Raw genomic sequence first — 22,003 nt, 5'->3', positions numbered from 1 at the left:
TTCAATATAACGGAATCTTCCAAAATTGTCAATTATAACTTACAAGCATGTATCCCCTCCCTACCTGCATACAATAAACAAGACCACTATTGGCGAAGGAGATGTTGAGTTGTCAAAAATCATTTCGATCAGTACATACAAACCACCTTACACATTACAACAGACAAATGCAGAGGAGCTAACGAAGGAACTCTTTCATGCAAAAATCCCTAAATTAGAACGCTACTTAAAAGTGTTTGAGAATGGTGGTATTGCAACACGCCATTTTTGTGTGCCACCGGAATGGCATCGTATGGATCATTCCTTCGAGGAACGTAACGATTTATATATTGAGCTTGCTACACAATATAGCGTTAACGTCATTCAAGCCTGTTTACAAAATAAAACGTTTTTACAATCACCGATTTCTCCTGAAGATATCGATGCTATTATTTTTGTGAGTAGCACAGGCATTTCCACACCGAGTATTGATGCACGGGTTATGAATCAACTTCCTTTTTCAGACCGACTTAAGCGTATTCCACTTTGGGGACTTGGCTGTGCTGGTGGTGCAGCTGGTGTTAGTAGAGCCTATGATTTTTGTCGTGCTCATCCGGAAGCAAAAGTTCTTGTCGTTTGCGTTGAGCTTTGTAGTCTAACCTTTCAGCCAAATGATTTTTCTAAAAGTAATTTAATTGGCGCCTCTCTTTTTGCGGATGGCGCAGCATGTATACTCGTCTGTGGAGACGAAGTGAATATCGCAGTAAAAAAATCAACACCTACTATTATCGGAACTGGCTCTAAGTGGATGCCAGATTCAGAAAATGTTATGGGCTGGAATATTAAAAATAATGGCCTACATGTCATTTTCCAGAAAAGCATTCCTACCATCATCACCAATTGGCTCGGTCCATTCATTGAACAATTTTTATTAGAACATGAACTGTACAGTGAACAGCTTAACCATTTTATTGCGCATCCTGGCGGTAAAAAAGTATTAACAGCCTATGAAGATACACTTTATTTAGCTCCCCAAAAAACCGACATTTCTCGGGAAATATTAAAATATCATGGAAATATGTCATCTCCTACGGTGCTATACGTGTTGGAGCAATTTATGTTAAATGAAGGACAAGTAGAGGATACTGGTTTGCTCGTCGCTCTTGGCCCTGGCTTTTGTGCTGAAGCTGTATTACTTAAATGGAGGGAGTAACATGATTATTTACATTATTTTGATCCTCGTCATTCTACAAAGATTGACAGAAGTTTTCATTGCAAAACGCAATGAAAAATGGATGCTCTCACAAGGGGCATATGAAGTTGGTTCCTCTCATTATCCGTATATGGTTACTTTGCACACCGCCTTTTTCGTATTTTTAATGATTGAAGTAGTTACTAATCATAAAAGTGTATCGCCTTTATTTCCGTTATTATTTTTATTATTTATTGCCGTTCAAGCATTACGCATTTGGTGTATCCGCTCATTAAGGTCTTTTTGGAACACAAAAATACTCATATTGCCTAATGCAGAAGTGGTACGGAAAGGCCCTTATACATTTATGCGTCACCCAAATTACGCAGTGGTTTGCTTAGAAATTATTCTTCTGCCTTTAATGTTTCAAGCATATTTCACAGCCTTCTGCTTCACACTTTTAAATATAACAATGCTATCTGTACGCATTCCAATTGAGGAAAAAGCTTTACGAGATGCAACAAATTATAATCATGTATTTCACAAGAAGATTTCGGAGTCCTAGCCGAAATCTTCTTCCAATTTATAATATAAAAAGGCTGTTTCATCTTACTTTTGAAACAGCCTTTCACAGCATACTTTATACAGTTTTATCAGTATTTATTTCTATTGTTAGCTCGTTCAATTTGTGATCCAGGTCCTCAAGCAAGCGTAATTTATGATTCAACTGTTTTTCAAAATCCATTGATTGAGCCAATACCTTATTCACTTGGGCATCTACACGTGTCAGGAATTCGGGAACCATCGTCGTTTTTCCACTCAGAGAAGGGCTTTGTTTTTTTACATCTGCTAATTCTTCCGATAATTTTGCTACCTCACTGCTTTTCTCCTCTATTTCTTTGACTAAATGCTTATTAAGATTGTCTGAATCGGTTTGTTCTAAACGGGATCTTTCGATGGCTTCAATGATCGACTTCATTTGTTGGCCTATATCTCTCGTAAAGACATTCAACTTATTTTCAAGGCTATCCACTGTAATCTTATCTGAACTCATAGAAAGTAATTCATCTTTAGTGAAATTTAGAGATTCCTTTATTAGCTTATTTTCTACACGCAGTTCTTCCAGTTCTTTTAATAAACCCTCTATCGAAGAAAGTTGTTTTTTCTTCTGGATTTCTCTTGATTGTATATCATCATAGTAAGTTTTTATTGTTCTATCATGGTCTCTCTTCAGCTTTAATAGCTCCATCGAAAGCTCCTTCTTCTGTTTTGTTAAATCAACATTTTCTCGCTCTAATCTCAGTATTAGTGAATAATAATCACCATCTCTAAGCCTTTTAACTTCATTTTTATACTTCGCTAATTCGGCTCTTAAAAAAATGATCATTTGTTGAAGCTGGATAGGATCATTGTTTTTGACAATATCATTATCCACACTTACACCTCCTATCACGACAATTTTTTAAGTAAACTAATCACTTCTTCAAATTGCTCCTTACTCTCCTCTAACACCTCATCAAGCTGCTTAATCATCTTAATTTCTATTTCCTCATCGCCAACTTCATTAGCTATTCTCTTTTCTCCTGCTATTAAATGGGTAATAAGTAGATTCAACGTGCCTTTTTCGAGATAAGCAAAGCTATTGTTTTCCTCATTAATATAGTTAGGTAGATTTGCAAGCTGTTCCTTAATAATTTGATGGGCAACACTATCTATTTTTTCACTCATTTTCATCCTCCTGTATATAACTCATTCCATTGAGATTAATAGGATTTAAGACGACGATACCATCTTCTAACTGATCACAATATGTAAAACCCATAATACTTCCTGAATAAGATGAATTATTACCCCATTTAATTTGAAAGTTAGGAAATGATAGTGTCTCGTTTGGCTCTAACGTTGTTTTTCCTATAGGTCTAAGCCAAAACTCCTCTTTGCTCGATTGATCATTAATTCGCTCCCAGCTACTATTTCCTTTTAAATTTGGTGCGAAATGTTCATAGACATACCTTCCTGAAAAGGAGAATGGGGAGTCTTCAGGTAGCTTTATACATAGAGAAGGATTCGTTATAGGCTGAGTACCTATATTACGAATATGATAAGAGCCCAGGCATAAGCTTTCCTCATCGGGATTATATGAAATATTGATTGAGGATGTAAAATAACTAATAACGTTGACACTTTCCGGAACGATCAACTCCTCAATCGCTTTTTTCATTTCATGAACATAAAAATCCGTTTGTTTTTTCAACTCATTTATTTTTTCTTCTACACGATTGATGCGAGTAAGCATAATCAGTACCCCCTTACTAATAGTATTGAATTAATCAAATTGAATTCAAACTTCTTTATATGACAGTTACGTCCTTTCATAAAAAAAAAGAGAGGATTATCCTCTCTTTACAATATGATTTTCTTCTATGTGTTAGTACCATTAACCAGCAGGTGGGAATACAGAAGGGCATTGCGCTGGGCGAACTACACCCGGACACGCAAACGGTAATTCTGCTCTTGGCTCGCAGAAAGTCGCTAAGAATTCCACAGTAACTGGGAATGTAGATTGAATACTTTGGCAAACTGATATAGTAACTACTAATGCAGAAAACGTAATTGTACCTGCTCCAGGTGTTAGAGTTCCTGTTGAACACACGAAACAATCTAAATCTGTGAATAAAATTTCTACATCTGTCCCTTTCGGCGCACATAATGTAACTTGTTCACAACGTGAAACTGTAATAGGATTGCTTGTAAACCTAGTACCATTTGGTAAAGTAACAACTAATGTAAGAGTAAAGTTCTTTTGAATAGTCAGATTTTGAAGACATACCGTTGCACCATCAATGGAGAACTGACGATTCTCACGGTTCAAAATAACAATAGGATTAGTTGCTCTTGGAACTACAGTACATGTAACCACTGCACCTGTTAGGTTAGTAGTTGCTGTTACTCCTGGAAAAGTAATTGGTCCAGTAGTAGAAAACTCAAACGACGCTTCCTTTACAATCCAGTCGAATACCTTATCGACGTTTATACAAATTGTTTCCTGCAATTGGGATGGCATATTATCTTGCATCCTTTTGACACCTCCATATTTTTTTTACCTTTCGTTTGTATCTTATGTTTTCTGACTAAAAGTGCATGGGCTAAAAAGTAATTCGTTCTGATTTTTATTTAATCAAGTATGCCTCGGCATACTTGTAGCTGTCGCTACAGAAAGTAATTGATGAAAGAAGTTAAAATACTTAAGTATCAGTATGTATCGTTATTAATTACATCGCCTCTTCTTAAGAAGAAACAAAAATGTTTGAAAGGACCGGTATATTTGTAACAGAAAGTAAATATTTTTAATAAAATATTAATGGACTGAAAGGGGGGAAATGCAATGGAAGATTCAAAATCAAAATTGTACTCCACTCAAGACATTGAAGAATTGAAGCAAAAAATAGAAACCTACAAGGACACGTTAACTTCATTAAAAACGGGAACTTCAATGGAAGATTATTTATTTATGAAAATTGATTTTGATGGGATTAAAACGCAAATGGCACTTTTAGAAGGGCTAACTGAAACAATAGATGATAAGCAAAATTCACAAATCGGAGGCTATGAGGAGCAGATAAAACTTCTATCAGCACAAATTGAGTCTCTGAATCAAACGATTGAGGAAATGAACCAAGAATTATTAAGGGTTTTAAACAAATTACTCACTATTGAAAATACTGAAGCTCCAACCGCTACACCTAAAACTGAAAACACATCCAAATCTATTGCTAACGGTGTACAAAGGGATCTGATCATTACACAGACAACAAACCAATCGGCGATTACATCAAAACAGCCATCTTATAAAATGCTACAAAGTCTGGCAGGAAAAGTAATAAATGCGCAATTAGATGGTAACAATGGTATACCTTCTGCTCACAACGAAAATCAAAGAAATGTACCTGAAGAACGCCATTTTAATCAACAATATTTTCAATCAATAAATACTCATCCAAGCCAAATATATAATGGTTTATATAGAAATACCACTACCAAATCCACCTTCCATTTTAAACACGCTACCAATGCACAGGAAATTCCAATTAGTGTTTATGAATCTAATACTTTACCGCATGCCGAAATCCATAATTCCACTGGCAACGACCTTAATACGGAAAATTTAGTTAATTACGGAGAACCCGAAAAAATTAATAACACTGTCACTATAGATGAAATGAGCTCTGTAATAACAAATGAGCCTGTCACTTCTGAAGTAGCTGAAGTAATTAACGAACATGCCATTCTCGAAGCTTCTAAAGTAGTTAATGAACATGCCATTCCTGAGGCTTCTGAAGCAGTTAATGAACATGCCATTCCTGAAGCTTCTAAAGTAGTTAACGAACATGCCATTCTCGAAGCTTCTCAAGTAGTTAACGAACATGCCATTCCTGAAGCTTCTCAAGTAGTTAATGAGCATCCCATTCCTGAAGCTTCTCAAGTAGTTAATGAACATGCCATTCCTGAAGCTTCTCAAGTAGTTAATGAACATGCCATTCCTGAAGCTTCTCAAGTAGTTAATGGGCATCCCATTCCTGAAGCTTCTCAAGTAGTTAAGCAAGTCGACACAAATACATCCACCACTTTAAAAAGTAACGAATTTGAAGTCTTTGAAGCTACGCCAGAGGAGAAATATGAAACACATATACAAATAGAAGAGATAAACAAACAACCTGAGCTAAAAGAAGAAGCAACTGAAGAAGGGCATAAAAAAGAAAAGAACTCTTTGTTTTTCAATTTCTTTCGAAAATGGAGTTAGTTTAAAATTAGGATGTACAGTGTTTAGCAAACTGGAGAAGTATACGATGAATAAGTCCAATAAGTATGAAAATACATATTGGACTTTTTTATGTTCAATTGAAAAAACAAGTCCCCTTAGTAAATACTCGCAAAATGCCAAAGCTTCTCAAATGAAGCCTCAAAATTTCCACATATAAAAACTACGATACAGATAATTGCCCTCCCCCCCCAATCTTAGCTGAATAGAATAATGAAGAAAGGGGGTGTAAAAATGTGTATGAATAATTCTATGTGTGGCTGCTCTTCTAATAATAATGAATGTGAAAATTTTGGACCTTTCTTAGCGGTCGACGCTGCATGTATTACTACACCAGCACCAACAGGCTCAATTATCCCATTTTCATCAGGAATAACTCCTGTTGCTTTAGTAACTGCTGGTTCTGGTTTAATTGCTTCTGTAAGTCTTGTAGGATTCGGTACAGCTGTTCCAGGGATAATACTTGCTGGCATTAATATAGATCTAACATCTAGTGCTGTCACAGAAGCTTTTACGGTTCCACGTCCTGGCACTATTACATCTATTTCTGCAACAATCGCAGCAACTGCCGCTTTAACCCTAACAGGAACAGCAACAGTCAGAGCACAAATTTACCGCGCAGTTCCGGGAAGCAATGTTTTCAGTCCTACTGCAGCATTCGTTGACCTAGTACCAAATTTACCATTAGTAGCTTTATTAGTAGGTACGATTGCAAGTGGTAATGCAGACGTTTCAGTGCCAGTAAATACTGGTGATCGTTTACTAATGGTGTTCTCCATGACTACTACAGGAGTTGCTGCTACTCTTGCTGGTAACGCAAGTGCAGGAATTAATATTGTATAAAAGATAATTATGTTCGTAATTTAGGTTAAATCTACCATATAGCACCATAATCCGTGTAACATACGATATTTACTTGAAAAACAATTTCAAAAGTAGGTGATTTTAAAAATCGCCTACTTTTCATTCTAAAAATATAATTATTATTTCGCCAAAGCAATCTGAATATGAACAAGATGATGCTTCCCGTGCCAAGCATATAAGGCTAGAGCTTTTTCAAGCGTCATTAATCCTGAATCAGGATGATTAAACGCTCGTTGTATTTGCTCTGCTGTTAAGCTTTCCAGCAAATAAACCCAGCGTGCATGTAAGCCCTCAATCAATTTATAAGATGTCGAAACAGGTATTTCCGGATCCGGAAGCTGTGCCCATTCCACTTCGTTATAAGGTTTAATTGTCGGAGTATCCTCTGTTAAAGCTAGCTTAAAACGGATATAGCTATTCATATGACTATCTGCAATATGATGGACAAGCTGCGTAATCGTCCAGCCATTTTCTCGGTAGGATTTTATGAAGGATTGTTCACTTGCTCCGTTAAGCGCCTCTGCTAGTTGTGTCGGTAAGAGACGAATATCCTCTATCCATTCCTTTATTTGCTGCGCTGTCACTACTTCCGGAAATTGAAATTGTCCAATTGGGTATCGTAAATCGGTCATGTAGCTATCCTCCATTTCTATGTTCTTACTTTTCATATTACCAATATTATATTTTTCACGCTATTCACATTTGTTCTTCTAAGTAAAACCCTCATTTTGTAAGGATTTTAGCTTACAAAATGAGGGTTACATTATATGGAATATCAACTTTTTATTCAGTAATATCATAAATTAACGTATCAAAATAGCTCCCATTCGTATAAAGTAAAACTGCCCAGTCCCCAGATTTCGGGATCTTCACATTTGAAGGTGCATGTGCATCTGCACCATTAACAGATCCACTAAGTCCTATATTCCATCCATTTAATAAAAGCGGATGTATGGTGTTAGAATCTTTGTGATACCCGACAATCGTTAATTGATTATCACGTCCTTCTTCAATCCCCCAAATATGCCACATCCATTTTTGAGTGTTTAAACTTGGCATACCGACTCCAATAACACCCGATTTATTTGAGTTACCAATAATACCTCTGTCTCCAAATTCAACAGCCTTTTTGTCCCAATCAATTGATTTAAAATCACTTTCTTGCACAAAGTCAGGCAAATCATCTGGCAGAGCAACTGCTTTCCCATTCATTGTACAGCCTACTAAAAACAACAACACTGAAAACAAAACTATACATCGCCTCACTTCATCCCCCCTTTATAAGCATGGTTCTTTCCTATGAAACGATTTTTCTACTCACATTGTTACAGATTATTCAGAAAATGCATTCTCTAGTTCAACCTATTATTCTATAAACCTCATCACATATTTAACTAACGACTTTAGAGGATGAATAATCGTTAACGATGACTCTTTTTCGAATTGCCGCGCAGCCTCACCATTGAAAGCTGTGCAACTGAAAGATGCCGCAGTTCCCCTGCTACATCATGAAGAGCTTGTATAATAGCGTTATTATACGCATCCTTTTTTCCTTGAATAATCAATTCAAACGTATTGTCGATAACTTTCACTTCAGCATTAATGGATTTCTCATGTAGTAAGGCGTATTGATAAAGTCTGTCCATCGTCCCTTCTACGGTTTTAGGATTTGTAAAAAGTATCGTTTGAGGCCGTTCTTCTTCACATATTGCTTCAAAGAAGGGCTCGTCTATTTTAATAATGGGAATAGAAAGTTCTAGAAATTCTCCCTCTAACAACGCAATATAATTCGTACACGTTATTAGAATGACATCTATATTACAGCTTTCCATCCATTTAAGTTGTTCTTTAACCTTAAAGGCTAACCCTTCAGTTCCTTTTGAAACTTGATGGATAAGACCTGGATCCACAAAATGGATTAGTTCTACTTTCTCCATATTTTGAAATGCCCGTTCGATATATTCAATATTTGAATGATGTGCATGTAAACAGCCAAGTTTTGTCTTCAAGTGCAGTCCTCCTAATTAGTAAGCTGTTTTTCCATTGTCGCTACAGAAAGAGAGAAAACGTTACGATTTTCTTCTTTGTCCTCTTTTGTGACAACATAACCTAATGAGCGATATAACTCAATATTTCTTGGTACGCTCATTCGTACTTTACATTCGCTAATCATTTTTCCTTTCGTACATGCGAATTGTTCAAGCTCTTCAATTAATGCTTTAGCTAATCCTCGTCCTTGCTTTTCTGGAATTACGGATAATCTAAAAAAATAAATTCTTTGAGCACTAAGTGTAAATCTTACCATCGCAACTGGTTGCTCATCGATATATCCGATAAAGGCATGCTCTCCATTTTTCATCACCTGTTCAATCAATTCAATTGTTTCACTTAGTGCACTTGATGGTGGGGTTGCATGTTCATACTCTATCAATTATGCCTCGGCATAATTGCGTCCGGAATCGGCTTTGTGCTTAGGCCTGCACGAGGGCCGACACGATGTCGGTCATTTCGGTAGTGCCACAGGACGTGGCGTTATTACCGATGCAGGTCAGTTAGCCGTTATCGCATGGATGCGATGGTTTTAGGCTAACATCCCCTAAGCACTCCTTTCCGATTCCGTGACATCCGCTGGAGGCTTTAACTACTTTCAGCGGATGTTTGGACACGCGCTGAAAGTAGTTAAAGGCTTGTAGCATAACGTCATGAATTGCTGATGCATCCTTTGCCTGCGCTAAAATAATGTTCATATACCAAAAACAAACCGCATCATCAGAAGATAATGCGGTTTGTACTATTAGTTTTTATTCACAAAACGAATGGCTTTACTCATTACCGTTGGGACGACTGATGCATGATTTTCCTCCAACGCTTCATAAAACGCTATGTCCATAATTCCCCCTAAATCGCTCGCAATTTGTTGCGCATCATCCACCATAAAGGTTTCAAGTTCCCCTACGCCGATGAATAATTTTTCATACGCAAATGGACGCTCTTTTATAAATTTCGAAGCATAACTGAATAGTTCATGCTCATTCCACCAAACAGAAGGACTAATCGCTATATAACGTTGGAAGGCTGCTTGATGATGGAATAATTGCCAAAGCACAAAGTAGCCCGCTAATGAATGCCCGAACAGTGATTGCTGCAGCATATTTACAGGGAATTGAGCCTGAATACTTGGCTTTAATTCCTCCTCTAAAAATGTACTGAAGTTTTCAGCTCCTCCATGTTTCTCATAGCCCTTTCCTTTAAACCTTGCAGGATACGTATACGTTTCGGCTTGTCCTGTAAAGTCATAAAATCTTCGTTCATGCATATCCGCACCATGCCCAATGCCAACAACAATAGTTGGCAAAATACCCGTTTTAGGTGCATTGCGACTTTGTAGGCGGACCGCTTCCTTAACAAGATGGAAATAGGACGATCCATCTAATACGTATAAGACTGGAAAACCTCCTTCCGGTATTTCTCCATTCGGTACATAGATATTTACCGTATACGTATAATCCGTAAACTTCGATACAATTTCTTGCGTCACATAATCAAGTGCTTTCTCCTCAATCATTTGTCGGTCTCCTTCATAACATCATAGCCGTAACATACGGGTGTTTTCGTAACTGGATCTTGCATAATACGTGCGTTAATATTGAATACGTTACGCATAACATCTGCACATAAAATTTCCTCAGGTGTTCCAGTTTTCATTACTGCCCCTTGTCGCATTGCGATTAAATGATCAGAATATCGCGCCGCGTGATTAATGTCGTGCAATACCATAACAATCGTACAACGATGCCGTTCATTTAAGTTTTTCACAATTTCTAGCACCTCTAACTGATGTGCCATATCTAAATAAGTTGTCGGTTCGTCCAACAGCAGAATACTCGTTTCTTGCGCTAAGGCCATTGCAAGCCATACACGTTGGCGTTGACCTCCAGAAAGCTGAGCAAGCTCTCGATCTCGGTACTCCATCGTATTTGTCACATTTAAAGCCCATTCAATCATTTCCTCATCTTTTTTTGTTAAGCGATTCACATTATTTCGATGTGGATAACGACCATAAGCTATGAGCTCCTCAACCTTTAACTGACCTGGTGCAATAGGCGTCTGTGATAAAATAGCTAGCTTTTTCGCAATGTCTTTCGTCGATAAATTTTGCATGTTTTGGTCCTGTAAATAAACCGTCCCCTGCTGCTTCTTTAATATACGACCAATCGTTTTTAAAAGTGTAGATTTCCCACATCCATTGGGGCCTATAATAGTCGTAATCTTTCCTTCTTCTATTGTTAAATTTAAGCCTTCAAACACACGAATTTGTTCATAGCCTGAAGCCAAATTTTCCATTCTAAATGCCGTTTGCATACGATTTCCCCCTATGCCTTCGATTTCACTAGTAAATATAAGAAATACGGAATCCCGATAATCGAGACAACAATACCAACTGCTAGCTCAGACGGCGCAAATACTGTTTTTCCTATAAAATCAGCTGCAATAAGCAATCCCGCACCTATTAATGCACTTACTGGCATGACGTAACGATGTTGTATACCTACGAGCTGTTTAGCAATATGCGGTGCCATTAATCCAATAAAACCGATACTACCTGATACAGATACACAGGCACTGACTAAGCCAACGCTCGCCAATAACAGCTTCATTTTCTCTTTTTCTACCGCTATCCCTAAGCTAGTAATACTATCCTCTTCTAATTGGAAATAATCGAGCAAATATGATTTCCGATAAACGTAAAAGCCTAATAAAATAAGCCACGGTAGCATAGTCACAACAAAAATCCAGTTTGCATTATAAATGGAGCCTGCCATCCAAACTGCAGCAGCTTCAAAATCTTGAGCATTCATTTTCAATGATAAAAATAATGACAATGCCCCAAAGCCACTATTAATCGCAATCCCTGTTAAAATTAGCCGTTGCATATCTAAATGACCATTTTTTAGGGCAAATGAGAAAATTAATACAGCGGCCATCGCACCACCGATAAACCCAAAAATCGGCATCATCAAAATAGATAGCCAACTACTCATATCTGCAGATGTAAGATGTAATTGAAAGAAAAACATGAATATGACTACTGCTGCACCAGCACCAGCATTGATCCCTAGAATCCCAGGGTCTGCTAAGCCATTACGCGTAATACCTTGTAGCACAACCCCTGCCATTCCTAAGCCAACACCGACTAATGCTGCTATGACAATACGTGGTAATCGGAATTCAAAAATGACAAGATCAAATTTGGGGTTCGGCTCAATTCGTAGCAATGTTTTTAAGACATCCATCACCGACATATCAAATACACCATTTGTAAGATGGAGATAGCTTGCACCAAAAATTAATAACACCAATATTGAAACGGTCATCACGAATACACTTGAGGTTTTTTTACGCACGTTTTTCACCTCCGTGTTTACGAACTAAATATAAGAAGAATGGGACACCAACCAATGCCGTTAAGACGCCGATTGGAGTTTCGAATGGGTAATTAACAAAGCGACTGAGTACATCACAAAGCGCTAAGAAAAACGCACCTACTACAGCTCCACACGGAATGATAAAGCGGTAATCTACGCCAACAAGGAAACGTGTAATATGAGGAATAACTAACCCTACAAAGGCAATCTTTCCTACAAGTGCGACAGCCGTTCCTGTTAAACATACAACGGCAAGCATACTAATAATTTTTACGGCTTTTGTCTTTTGCCCAAGTCCAATAGCGATATCTTCTCCTAATGAAGTGATCGTAATGGCCTTAGCTGATAATAATGCAAGCACTAAACCAACTAACCCAAATGGAATCGATAGCATGAGCATATCCATATCTACCATATGGACTTTTGTGTTATACCAAACACTTACCGTTTGTGATACTTGGAAATACATCGCAATAGCTGTAGCAATACTGCTTAAAAACGTACCAATGACCGTACCAATAATGGCAAGCCTTACTGGTGATAAACCATTGCGAATTAAAGAGCCAAAACCAAATACAATTCCTGCGCCTAATGCTGAACCGAGCATAGAAAGTAAAATCATTTGGTAATTAGGAAGCCCTGGAAAAAATACGATTGCTAACGTGATCACAAATGCAGACCCATCATTCACGCCCATTAATGATGGAGACGCTAAATAATTCCGTGTAATACCTTGCATCACTGCACCAGCTACTGCTAAAAATGCTCCCACCAGTAAAACCGCTGCAATTCTAGGAATACGTCCTGTTCGTATAATTTGGTGGTCCACATTCGAAGGGTCAAATGCAGTAATCGCCTGCCACGCCGTTATTGCGCTAATGTCTTTTGTGCCGTACATAACGGAGACTAATGCCACAATCGCAATTAGGAATGGAGAAGCTGCTAATATTGAAAATGCTACAATGTTTGTTTTTTTCAACTTCCGCACCTTTTTCTATATCAATTTATGCCTCGACGTAATTGTAGCTGTCGCTACAGTAAACATTTGCCGCTGTCGCGCGGATAAACAATGCGTCCGGAGGCGTTGGGCCAACAAATGTTTTCTGTGCGAAAGCGTAGTGATAACGCAGCGGCAGCAACATGATGTTGGTCACTCAGTCGTTGCCACAGGACGTGGCGTTCTTAGACTGAGTTCCTCTAACCTATAAAAGGCTGGTAATAGCCTGGTGATACCACCAAATCTACTACCAGCCTCTTTATACTATTTAAGTAATTTTTCAGCTGCGATATCTAAGAATTTCACCTTAGACCATGCAGTACCACCTTGTGCTAAAGGTTCAATGGCATTCACGAAAATTTGATTATTTTGTGATGCCTTTAAGCTTGTAAAGATTGGATTTTTTTGTAGCTCTTCTAACGCTTTTGGTGCGTCAGCATTTTCTGATTCCTCGAATTGAAGGAAAATAGCATCAGGATTAACCTCGGCTAATGTTTCAAGAGATAGTTCAGCCTGTGCCTTTGCCGTTTTTAAAATCTCTGGTATTGGAGCACCTAAATCTTCATATAAAACAGGGTTTAAGTAAACGCCTGCAGGATAGATATACATGATGCCACCACGTACTCGAATAACTAGAATTTGCTTGTCCGCTAATTGCTCTTTAGATTTCACTTGAGAGTCAGCAACCTTCGCTTCATAATCCGCAATGATTTTTTTTGCCTCATCTTCTTTACCTGTAAGCTGTGCAAGTAACGTTAAGTTCTCTTTCCAATTTGTAGAGACATGAGAATACGGAATCATCGTTTGAATTTTTTTAAGTTTTTCAGCCATTTCCTCAGGGTATTTTGAGGAACCTAAAATAACATCTGGATCCAGTTGAAGAATGGCTTCCGTATTCGGTGTCATTTTATTCCCAACAAGCTCAGCACCTTCTAATTCAGAAGCAAGATATGCTGGAATTTTCCCACCTATATCAAGCACACCAACTGGCTTGATACCGAGCATTGCCGCATCTTCCATAGATTCTAAGCTTGCAGCTACTATGTTTTTGACATCTGTAGCAATTTCATATTTTTCGCCTAAATATGTAATCGTTTGTGTTTTCGCTTCATTTGTTTGCGTTTCTGTTGCACTAGTTTCTGCTGCATTATTTGTAGATGTTGATGACTCTTCTGCTTTATCCGTTCCACACGCAGCCAAAGATAGAGCTAATAGAGCAGGTGCACACATTTTAAAATATTTATTCATCGATATTCTCTCCTAACGAACTTGATTATATTGATAATGATAATCATTTTCATTTATAAGTCAATAGTATTTATTTTTTAATTGATATCTATTATCATTTACGGATACTATCCTAACAAAGTGGAAAACAGATGTGAATGGACGATTTCACGAATCACATGGACTTTTGCCGATTCCCGAGCACAAAAAAAGCTGCTTCTTTTTAAAGAAACAACTTTTTTATAAGTATTTAGCTTCCTCAAGCATTGTTTTTCGATATGTTGTCGGCGACATTCCAGTACATTTTTTAAATACTCGACTGAAATAAAAGCAGTCTATATAACCTACACATTCTGCTATTTCCGCTACTGGCGAATCGTCATATTTCAGTAACTCCTTTGACCGTCGAATACGATATTCCGTTAAGTAGACGCTAGGATTCATCCCTGTATGCTGTTCAAACAGATAGGCAAACTTACGACGCTCCACGCCAAATTCTTCAGCAATTTTCGAAACAGAAAGTTGTGTAGCATAATTCTCATGTATATACTGTAAAGCTTGTTCCATCTGGTGACTTGCCGTATCGAGCACCTTCACTTTTGCCGACATAAGAATAGCTTCCAAAAGATTCATAAATAGAGTCTTTGCTTTTAGCACTGACATATTACCTGGCATTGCTTGGCTTTCTATTAACTGCTGTACATAGTCAATAATTTTAGTATGATAGCCTGTATTGATTAAAAAGTGCTGAGTTGATAATGGATATAAAATTGACTCTTCGGTAGAAAGTTGATAATGAACAACTGCATACTCCCATCCTTTATCATTAGAAGCTTTAATTTCGATTGGCATTTGTGGTCCTGCATGTACGACCATACCCGGCTCCATTGTATAAGGAGTACCGTTAAAACTAAATATAGCGCTACCAGCAAGTGGCACAACCAATCCACACTTCCCGGGGGCTGTTGTTCGACCTTTGTCTACTTGACCTGGCTCCATTTTATTCGTAAAAACATCCGTAAATTTTACAGACGCATGTGCATAGTAATCGATTAAATGCTTGATATCCATTTTATAGCCCCTACATTCTTTAAAACTGTTTGAATTTGTGAAAAATGATGTAGATCATGATCTACTAAACTAGCAAAATAACTGTAAAGTGTTAGTTCAGAAGCACCAATTGTAAAAGGCTGTTGCCATTGCTCATCCACTATTTCATAAAGCGCATCTATTAGCTGATGTCTCTGATGGATAAAATTAGCTATCGTTTCATCTTTACTTCTTGCACGACTATTCCTTGCTGCACTAGCATTCATCTCTCCTACATCTGGCCCTTTTGGTAAGCTCTCCTCTGTAAAAAGAAACGGTAAACGTTGATTTAACACAAATTCATCCCACGGTGTAAGATGTCCAATTACCTCTGCAACCGCCCATTTCCTAGGCTCTATAGGGGTACGCCATTGTTCTTCAGTTATGCCTGCTAAACTTTTCACAAATACGATAGATCTTTCATAATGCGAGATTATTTGATGTTTATCGTGATACAAATCCCTTAGCTCCTTCGCTTCATTTTAGTAGAAAATCTGTAGTTTCGTCCAAATTGATTCCCACTGTTTGTTATGGATTCTACCCTTATAAACTTCATGCATCGGAGAGCCCTTTTGAAAATATGGTGTAGGAGCGACAATTCCAAAAACTAAGTGTTTAATACCATGAGGTGCAGCTATCTCAAGTCTTCCATAAGAAAGCCTCACTCCAATAGCTGTTGGCATTTCTGGAAAATGCGCAATACCATCATTAGATGATTGAAAGGCTCACTGTTATTTACTACATGCATTCTTGCTTGGTTTTTCACAGACCAAGGCACATCAGGTAAATACTTCGTCAATTCTTGTTCATGTTGCTTCTCATAGTTATCTGAGAGATTTACTTTATCAAAATATATCACATCAATATCAGCTAATGGCGTTCTATATTCTTTTTCATGCAGATAATCCCACACCTTGGATCGAATAAATCCTGCACATATCCATGAATCAGGTAATTGGAGCTTTTCTACAATTTTTAGAATGTCCATCATCCATTCATCTGCAGCAATTAAGCTTTTTAACTCTTCTTCTGTTTTTATCAGTTTCATTCACCTCTGAATTCATAGCTATTTACAGTTCTATTTGAAGGGCTTGGAAGAGAAAAAATCGGCTGACCATTGTACCGATTATATTTATAAATTTTATTTATACAAAACGAAAAATAATATATTAGATTTATAAATTATTTACCAGTACCCTTTAACTAATAACGCTAAAGGAGCCGCTTATGAAAAAATCTTTTATTTTGATTGTGACTATTGCCATCGTAGTGGGACTTTTTTATACGAAGCTTTCACTGACCCTCGTCAGTATTGGAATTATTGCCGCTTTTATCGGTACCCTTGCTGGGGGCGCTGGGCTTATTACGATCCCGGCCATGATGCTTGTTGGCATACCTATTCAAACAAGCATTGCTACGAATAAGTTTTCATCGGGCATTGCAGCGTTGTCGAGTATCTTTTATCTTCTTTATCATAAGGAACTTCGACTAGCCTCTATTATGAAATATGTTGCTGTAGCTTTTGCCGGAGGAATTTGTGGTGCACTCCTAACAGTATCCATCTCAGAAAAAACGATGAATATTATTGCATGTATTCTACTTTTTTTCGCCTTATTTATAACGTTGAAAAATAAAGAATGGACTGTTAGTTCAGAAGAAGATGACACTAAGCACAGCGATAAATTATGGCAGCCACTTTTAATCGCGGTTTATGATGGTGGCTTTGGACCTGGCTCTTCAACTTTCAGCATACTACATTTTTTTCGCTACCATTACTCCTATATAAAGGCTGTACAGCTCACACGCGTACTTATATTTGGGAGCTGTACAGGAGCATTTTTAGTTTTTTACCAGACTGGCTTTATTCAATGGCATTACGCAATTGCGATGGCAATTGGCTCCATTATCGGCTCTCAGCTTGGCCTTTTAGTTTTACCAAAAATCCCAATGAAAACAGCGAAAATATTACTAACAGTAATCATCTCGTTACTACTCATTCAAGTATCATTAAAGATTATATAGCTTGAAGCTTCACTAACTGCTTAAATGTTCATGGATTAACTTCCATTCATTGTTTAAGACCGTAAAAATATTCGTTGCTCTCCCGCTGCCTGATACTAATTTTCCGTTATGATAGCCTTCATAATGGTATGTATAAATACAGGTAGCTGATTGTTCATCAACCGTAAGCCAGTGCACATCAGTAGCCGAATAAACTTCTTCCTTTATTACATTCCAAGCATCAGTAAAATAAACACCTATTTCTTCTACAGTCGTACATGTTTGATCCGTAAACCAATACACCGCTTGCGGATGCAAAATTTCCTTTACGTTATAAAAATTATGGGAATTTGTAGCCTCAATATAGCGCTCTAAAGCTTGTTGATATGGCATGGTAATTTCTCCTTTTAAATCATATTATCTGAAGTTCTACTTTTTGGACATAAATATAATAAAGAAATATAGAGAAAGGGAAATATAATGGTCTGATTATTTTAGGATATGGACATTTAAATAAGAATGCATGACAAGACTATTTCATGCAGTTTATGATGAGGGAAAATAAATAAGGAGGATACCCATGCTCGCTACTATTCAAAAACAACAAAATAACTATGTCGTAAAATTTAACCGACCACTGTCACATTCTGTTGATGCTGTTTGGGCTGTATTAACGTAGAATGGAAAGATTCGAAATTGGATGAATAATTTAGAAATTATTGATCTTCGAAAAAACGGTAAAATCCATTTTAATATGAATGATGGAACAGATAATTATATGGAAATAACAATTACAGACTATATTGAGAAGGAAGTGCTCGAATTTGACTGGGGCAAAGATACATTAAGATTTGAACTCTCCCCCACTAGCAGCGGCTCCATATTAGTATTACTCGAATCGATTGGTGCGCTAACTGAGCATACCCCTAAAGATTTAGCCGGGTGGCATATATGCTTAGGCCTACTTTCAGATTTATTAAATGGAACGGTACATGGAGAATTCCCAATGGAAGAATGGCAAAAGTGGTTTGCAGAGTATAAGCAACTTGTGCATGACGTAGAGAAGTATTAAGTATACTACGAATAAAACTCCTAGAGCATACATGCTTCAGGAGTTTTCAGAGTGTTGAAAACTTTATTTAAAATGACTACCTTTATTTTATAAATGAACTATTTATCACGGCTTCTCAATACGCTTAATTACCATCTCGAACATTCATACGTACGAATATTTCTTCTTGCAATAGTTTGGAAGCGCCAGCCACTTCTGCTACTCCATCGGAACCCTGCAATAAACTCTCTTCCTACAGCAGTTAGGAAGAACCAAAAGCTCGATCCATTAAACATCCATATATACGTATTTCTAAATAGGCATGATTGAATACCACTTGTTCCTATTCCGAATGGTGGAGTTGATGGTGCAAAGCTAGGTGGTGGGCCTAGAGGCATTTGACCTGCTGGTGGTGGGCCAAAGCTTGGTGGGCCAAAACTAGGTGGTTCAAACGATGGCGGCGGGCCGAAACCTGGTGGTCTAGATGATGGTGGTGGACCAAAACCAGGCGGGCCGAACGATGGTGGTGGGCCGAAACCAGGCGGGCCAAACGACGGTGGTGGACCAAAACCAGGTGGTCTAAATGATGGTGATTGGCCAAAACCAGGTCGTCCGAATGAAGGTTCGAAATCGGATTCTGGAAGTGGCATAATCTGTTCAAATGGATTGTTCATGATAAACCCCTCCTTTTACATAATTCAATATATGAAGGAGGGCTAATAACCGTTGAGCAATTGCCTATTAGCCTTGTATTTAGTCGACTTAAACTACATTCGTATTTTTACTGTAAACACCGTATAATAAAAGGCATGTTTTCCAAGAAAAGGGGTACTCATGCGAAAAATAATTTTACTAATTACTACAATTTTATTGTCCTTTGGGATCTGGCTATTTTTCAACTGTACAAATTTTTCTGCAGGATCAACAAGTATTCAAGACAGGCTAGCTGCTGTTAAAAAGTACAAATATTATTTAGATAAAGGGAACGATAAAATTGGCAAGGAAATGGCTAAAGAAGATTTGGTCATTGTGGAGCCAATCGAAATGCAGCAGAAATATATTAAACAGGCTCAAAAAAACGGAACATTAATTTATGGCTATATTAACGCAATGGAAGCAGACAAATGGAATTTAGAGTTTTATAGCCAATTAAAAGAAGAGGATTTTTATAAAGACGAACGCGGAGAAAAGATGTATTTCTCTGAATGGGATTCGTATTTAATGGATATGACATCTGAACACTATCAAGCGCTTTTACTAGAAGAAATTCAAAAACAAATTGTTCAAAAAGGGTTGGATGGTGTGTTTTTAGATACTGTTGGCAATATCGAGTCCTACTTACCTGAAAAAGAACAGGGCGTACAAAATGAAGCAATGCTTGCCTTTATAAAAAACATAAAGCAGCAATATAACGACTTGTCTGTTGCTCAAAATTGGGGCTTTCAAACATTAGCCGATTATACAGCACCAAATATCGATTTTGTTATGTGGGAAAACTTTTCTTATGATGTAGTCGGAGAAGATGAATGGGCGCTGAATAAGATGCAACAATTAATTCAGATCCGAGAAAAATTCGGCACTCAGGTGATGGCAATCGGATTTGACGACGAAGAGAAAAGTCGAGCCTTAGCTGAAAAATATCATTTTAAATTCTTTTATAGCCCAGCAGGATCTTACTACAACACATGGCAGTAATGTCATCATCTATTAAATAATGCTTACAATCCTCTCCGTCAAGCAACACACTCGGAGGGGATTTTGTCATGTAATTATCTAGACAAATAAGAGTGCATTACTCGCCAATCCTCAAGCTTTTCTTCAAAGGATTTAATATTTTTCCCTGGTATTGGGCTAGTTGAAGGCATTTTCTGATATGCTCGACCATCTAAAACCTCAAGGCCAATATGCTTTTTAAAAACCTCGAACGCCTTTGCGCCATTAAAAAGCACTAGCTCAATATAAGGATAGTGTTCAAAAAGCGTTTTAAAGTCATTCGGTTTTTCATTACGAATGGCTGCATCTAGGCTTCCTTTACGCTCGCACGACTCTATGGTATCCCAGAGACCAATATGATGGTTCTTTAGCAATTGTAATCTTTCTCCATAATTCTGAGGTATTTCTACTTCTAAGATTTCCCCAATAATCGGCCAAAAGTGATTACGTGGGTTACCATAATATTGCTGCTTCTCTAACGATTGTTTCCCCGGCATTGAGCCGACAATTAGCACTTTCGTTGACAAATCAATAACCGGTGATAATACATTTTTAAGTTCATTTGACATGACAATCACTCCTTCCTTCTATTGTAGCGGAAGATTTGTGTCAATGTTATGGAAGGGCACACTCGCTCGTATCAAAATTAAGGTTCCTCACCATAACACGGGGTTGATTTCCGTTACGGCTGGGCGCTTTCTGGGAGTCGCCCAGTCATAACAAAGATCAGCTTATCCTCATTACATACATTACCCATCTCTATCTTTCAGTGATGAAACTTTACATAGGAATTGCTTATAAAGAAAAATCAGAGCCAGCAAGTATTTCCTCCGAGCTTTTTACATGCAGGTTATTGGATGAATGATTTTTTATATAGGTCCTTACTATTTCGTAACCAATGCAATATCCTATCCACTGAGGAAGCTTTCCACCATATAAGAACTCAACATGATTGTTTAATCCTTGAATATTGATTTGAGGCAAAATATGCCCCCTCCAAATTTCTAGCATCTTATCCATTGAGTAGTACTTCAACCATGGTGCTAACCATTTATCCCCGTAAATTTCCTCCACTGCGCATTCTGCTAATCCTTCTAAAATTAAAGAATCTAATAAAGTCACTTCGTCTAGCGATTTATTTACATATTGCAAACGACAAACATGATTATACTCATGTGCAAATAGTGCTTTAAGCTCCTGCTTTTCAAGCTCTCCTATATATAAAAACATAGCATTTGGATAGGCAACACCGTTTTTCTTAGTAATCATTTGCTCCTGCGTGATTGGGAAGATATAGATTGGTATATTTGGACCGCTCCATTTCTCCTTTAAATAGTTAAATTCCTTCTGTACTACTTCCCAAACGTTTTGTCTTTTTAACTTGTTAATATCTATTTTTTCATGTGACTGAAAAAGTCCCTGTTGCAGTAGTTCAAATTGTATTTCATCTAGAGATCCACCAATAAAAATCTCTACTAAACGACTGCAAAGTATAGAGCGTTGTAAGTCCTCAAGATTTTTGTGATTACGCTTTTGACTAGCTATTAATTCATTGAGCCACTCATCTGTAGGTATTACTGACATACATTCCCCCCTTACTATAGCTTATGTCTGGCGTAGACAATCGGCTAGTGATAATGTTTGC

25 protein-coding genes and 2 pseudogenes are annotated in these 22,003 nt (G+C 37.6%); 7 read left to right on the top strand and 20 right to left on the bottom strand.

Annotated elements, in window-relative coordinates; genetic code table 11:
* Positions 1-109 precede the first annotated feature (109 nt).
* Together B1B04_RS14765 and B1B04_RS14760 are read left to right on the top strand one after the other, a co-directional pair.
* The gene (locus tag B1B04_RS14765; protein WP_079562195.1) at positions 110-1,192 is read left to right on the top strand and encodes a type III polyketide synthase; all 1,083 of its coding nucleotides are present in this window, start codon (positions 110-112) and stop codon (positions 1,190-1,192) included.
* A 1-nt stretch (position 1,193) separates the two neighbouring features.
* Positions 1,194-1,736, top strand: a complete 543-nt coding sequence (locus tag B1B04_RS14760; RefSeq protein ID WP_079562194.1) for an isoprenylcysteine carboxyl methyltransferase family protein — start codon at positions 1,194-1,196, stop codon at positions 1,734-1,736.
* A 75-nt stretch (positions 1,737-1,811) separates the two neighbouring features.
* On the opposite strand, the gene B1B04_RS14755 is transcribed toward B1B04_RS14760, so the two are convergent.
* The 4 genes from B1B04_RS14755 to B1B04_RS14740 all read right to left on the bottom strand — a co-directional run bounded on the left by B1B04_RS14755 (position 1,812) and on the right by B1B04_RS14740 (position 4,247).
* Complete coding sequence (locus B1B04_RS14755; RefSeq protein WP_079562193.1) at positions 1,812-2,606, bottom strand: coiled-coil domain-containing protein; 795 nt, start codon at positions 2,604-2,606, stop codon at positions 1,812-1,814.
* A gap of 14 nt (positions 2,607-2,620) precedes the next feature.
* Positions 2,621-2,899, bottom strand: a complete 279-nt coding sequence (locus B1B04_RS14750) for a hypothetical protein (protein ID WP_240518307.1) — start codon at positions 2,897-2,899, stop codon at positions 2,621-2,623.
* The gene (locus tag B1B04_RS14745; protein WP_079562191.1) at positions 2,892-3,467 is read right to left on the bottom strand and encodes a hypothetical protein; all 576 of its coding nucleotides are present in this window, start codon (positions 3,465-3,467) and stop codon (positions 2,892-2,894) included. The genes B1B04_RS14750 and B1B04_RS14745 overlap by 8 nt, the downstream gene beginning before the upstream one ends.
* Before the next feature lie 141 nt (positions 3,468-3,608).
* Positions 3,609-4,247: a BMQ_0737 family morphogenetic spore coat protein gene (locus tag B1B04_RS14740; RefSeq protein WP_079562190.1), complete on the bottom strand. Its 639-nt coding sequence runs from the start codon at positions 4,245-4,247 to the stop codon at positions 3,609-3,611.
* 309 nt (positions 4,248-4,556) lie between these two features.
* Between B1B04_RS14740 and B1B04_RS14735 the strand changes: the two genes are divergently transcribed.
* Positions 4,557-5,972: a hypothetical protein gene (locus tag B1B04_RS14735; RefSeq protein WP_079562189.1), complete on the top strand. Its 1,416-nt coding sequence runs from the start codon at positions 4,557-4,559 to the stop codon at positions 5,970-5,972.
* Between the two features lie 252 nt (positions 5,973-6,224).
* Complete coding sequence (locus B1B04_RS14730; RefSeq protein WP_079562188.1) at positions 6,225-6,833, top strand: exosporium glycoprotein BclB-related protein; 609 nt, start codon at positions 6,225-6,227, stop codon at positions 6,831-6,833.
* 140 nt (positions 6,834-6,973) lie between these two features.
* On the opposite strand, the gene B1B04_RS14725 is transcribed toward B1B04_RS14730, so the two are convergent.
* From B1B04_RS14725 to B1B04_RS14670, 12 genes and pseudogenes are all read right to left on the bottom strand, one after another.
* The gene (locus B1B04_RS14725) at positions 6,974-7,486 is read right to left on the bottom strand and encodes a YfiT family bacillithiol transferase (RefSeq protein ID WP_079562187.1); all 513 of its coding nucleotides are present in this window, start codon (positions 7,484-7,486) and stop codon (positions 6,974-6,976) included.
* Between the two features lie 151 nt (positions 7,487-7,637).
* On the bottom strand, positions 7,638-8,120 hold the full coding sequence (locus tag B1B04_RS14720; protein ID WP_079562186.1) for a ubiquitin family protein: 483 nt from the start codon (positions 8,118-8,120) through the stop codon (positions 7,638-7,640).
* A 99-nt stretch (positions 8,121-8,219) separates the two neighbouring features.
* Positions 8,220-8,869 (bottom strand): annotated as a pseudogene (locus B1B04_RS14715) (hypothetical protein).
* Between the two features lie 5 nt (positions 8,870-8,874).
* Positions 8,875-9,285 carry a GNAT family N-acetyltransferase gene (locus B1B04_RS14710; RefSeq protein ID WP_240518306.1) on the bottom strand — a complete coding sequence of 137 codons (411 nt, stop codon included), beginning with the start codon at positions 9,283-9,285 and terminating at the stop codon, positions 8,875-8,877.
* Between the two features lie 363 nt (positions 9,286-9,648).
* Entirely contained in the window at positions 9,649-10,419 is a 771-nt protein-coding gene (locus B1B04_RS14705; protein WP_079562185.1) for an alpha/beta hydrolase, read from the bottom strand.
* The gene (locus B1B04_RS14700) at positions 10,416-11,216 is read right to left on the bottom strand and encodes an ABC transporter ATP-binding protein (protein WP_079562184.1); all 801 of its coding nucleotides are present in this window, start codon (positions 11,214-11,216) and stop codon (positions 10,416-10,418) included. The genes B1B04_RS14705 and B1B04_RS14700 overlap by 4 nt, the downstream gene beginning before the upstream one ends.
* Positions 11,217-11,227: 11 nt before the next feature.
* Positions 11,228-12,229 carry a FecCD family ABC transporter permease gene (locus tag B1B04_RS14695; RefSeq protein WP_079562229.1) on the bottom strand — a complete coding sequence of 334 codons (1,002 nt, stop codon included), beginning with the start codon at positions 12,227-12,229 and terminating at the stop codon, positions 11,228-11,230.
* 22 nt (positions 12,230-12,251) lie between these two features.
* Entirely contained in the window at positions 12,252-13,259 is a 1,008-nt protein-coding gene (locus tag B1B04_RS14690) for a FecCD family ABC transporter permease (protein WP_079562183.1), read from the bottom strand.
* Between the two features lie 282 nt (positions 13,260-13,541).
* Entirely contained in the window at positions 13,542-14,525 is a 984-nt protein-coding gene (locus B1B04_RS14685; RefSeq protein WP_079562182.1) for an ABC transporter substrate-binding protein, read from the bottom strand.
* A gap of 219 nt (positions 14,526-14,744) precedes the next feature.
* The gene (locus B1B04_RS14680; RefSeq protein ID WP_079562181.1) at positions 14,745-15,575 is read right to left on the bottom strand and encodes an AraC family transcriptional regulator; all 831 of its coding nucleotides are present in this window, start codon (positions 15,573-15,575) and stop codon (positions 14,745-14,747) included.
* Entirely contained in the window at positions 15,557-16,051 is a 495-nt protein-coding gene (locus tag B1B04_RS14675) for a DinB family protein (protein ID WP_079562180.1), read from the bottom strand. The genes B1B04_RS14680 and B1B04_RS14675 overlap by 19 nt, the downstream gene beginning before the upstream one ends.
* 24 nt (positions 16,052-16,075) lie before the next feature.
* Positions 16,076-16,581: pseudogene (locus B1B04_RS14670) on the bottom strand (nucleotidyltransferase family protein).
* Between the two features lie 239 nt (positions 16,582-16,820).
* Here B1B04_RS14670 and B1B04_RS14665 point away from each other — a divergent pair.
* Positions 16,821-17,615, top strand: a complete 795-nt coding sequence (locus B1B04_RS14665; protein ID WP_079562179.1) for a sulfite exporter TauE/SafE family protein — start codon at positions 16,821-16,823, stop codon at positions 17,613-17,615.
* Between the two features lie 12 nt (positions 17,616-17,627).
* On the opposite strand, the gene B1B04_RS14660 is transcribed toward B1B04_RS14665, so the two are convergent.
* Positions 17,628-17,987 (bottom strand): YybH family protein, encoded by a 360-nt coding sequence (locus B1B04_RS14660; protein WP_079562178.1) that lies wholly within the window; start codon positions 17,985-17,987, stop codon positions 17,628-17,630.
* A 295-nt stretch (positions 17,988-18,282) separates the two neighbouring features.
* Here B1B04_RS14660 and B1B04_RS14655 point away from each other — a divergent pair, with 295 nt between their 5' ends.
* Entirely contained in the window at positions 18,283-18,666 is a 384-nt protein-coding gene (locus B1B04_RS14655; RefSeq protein ID WP_481817185.1) for an SRPBCC domain-containing protein, read from the top strand.
* A gap of 128 nt (positions 18,667-18,794) precedes the next feature.
* On the opposite strand, the gene B1B04_RS25950 is transcribed toward B1B04_RS14655, so the two are convergent.
* A complete protein-coding gene (locus tag B1B04_RS25950) occupies positions 18,795-19,319 on the bottom strand; it encodes a transporter (protein ID WP_176166748.1) in 525 nt (174 codons plus the stop codon).
* A gap of 160 nt (positions 19,320-19,479) precedes the next feature.
* On the opposite strand from B1B04_RS25950, the gene B1B04_RS14645 reads away from it, so the two are divergent.
* Entirely contained in the window at positions 19,480-20,340 is an 861-nt protein-coding gene (locus B1B04_RS14645) for an endo alpha-1,4 polygalactosaminidase (protein WP_079562177.1), read from the top strand.
* 74 nt (positions 20,341-20,414) lie between these two features.
* Here the strand turns inward: B1B04_RS14645 and B1B04_RS14640 are convergent, their stop codons facing one another.
* Together B1B04_RS14640 and B1B04_RS14635 are read right to left on the bottom strand one after the other, a co-directional pair.
* Positions 20,415-20,927, bottom strand: a complete 513-nt coding sequence (locus B1B04_RS14640) for a DNA-deoxyinosine glycosylase (RefSeq protein WP_079562176.1) — start codon at positions 20,925-20,927, stop codon at positions 20,415-20,417.
* Positions 20,928-21,153: 226 nt separating this feature from the next.
* Positions 21,154-21,942, bottom strand: coding sequence for a DUF2268 domain-containing putative Zn-dependent protease (locus B1B04_RS14635; protein ID WP_079562175.1), 789 nt, complete (start codon positions 21,940-21,942; stop codon positions 21,154-21,156).
* Positions 21,943-22,003 lie beyond the last annotated feature (61 nt).

This window comes from Lysinibacillus sp. KCTC 33748 (genome assembly GCF_002237755.1).
Classification (GTDB): domain Bacteria; phylum Bacillota; class Bacilli; order Bacillales_A; family Planococcaceae; genus Lysinibacillus.
This window is presented reverse-complemented; position numbering and strand designations above follow the sequence as displayed.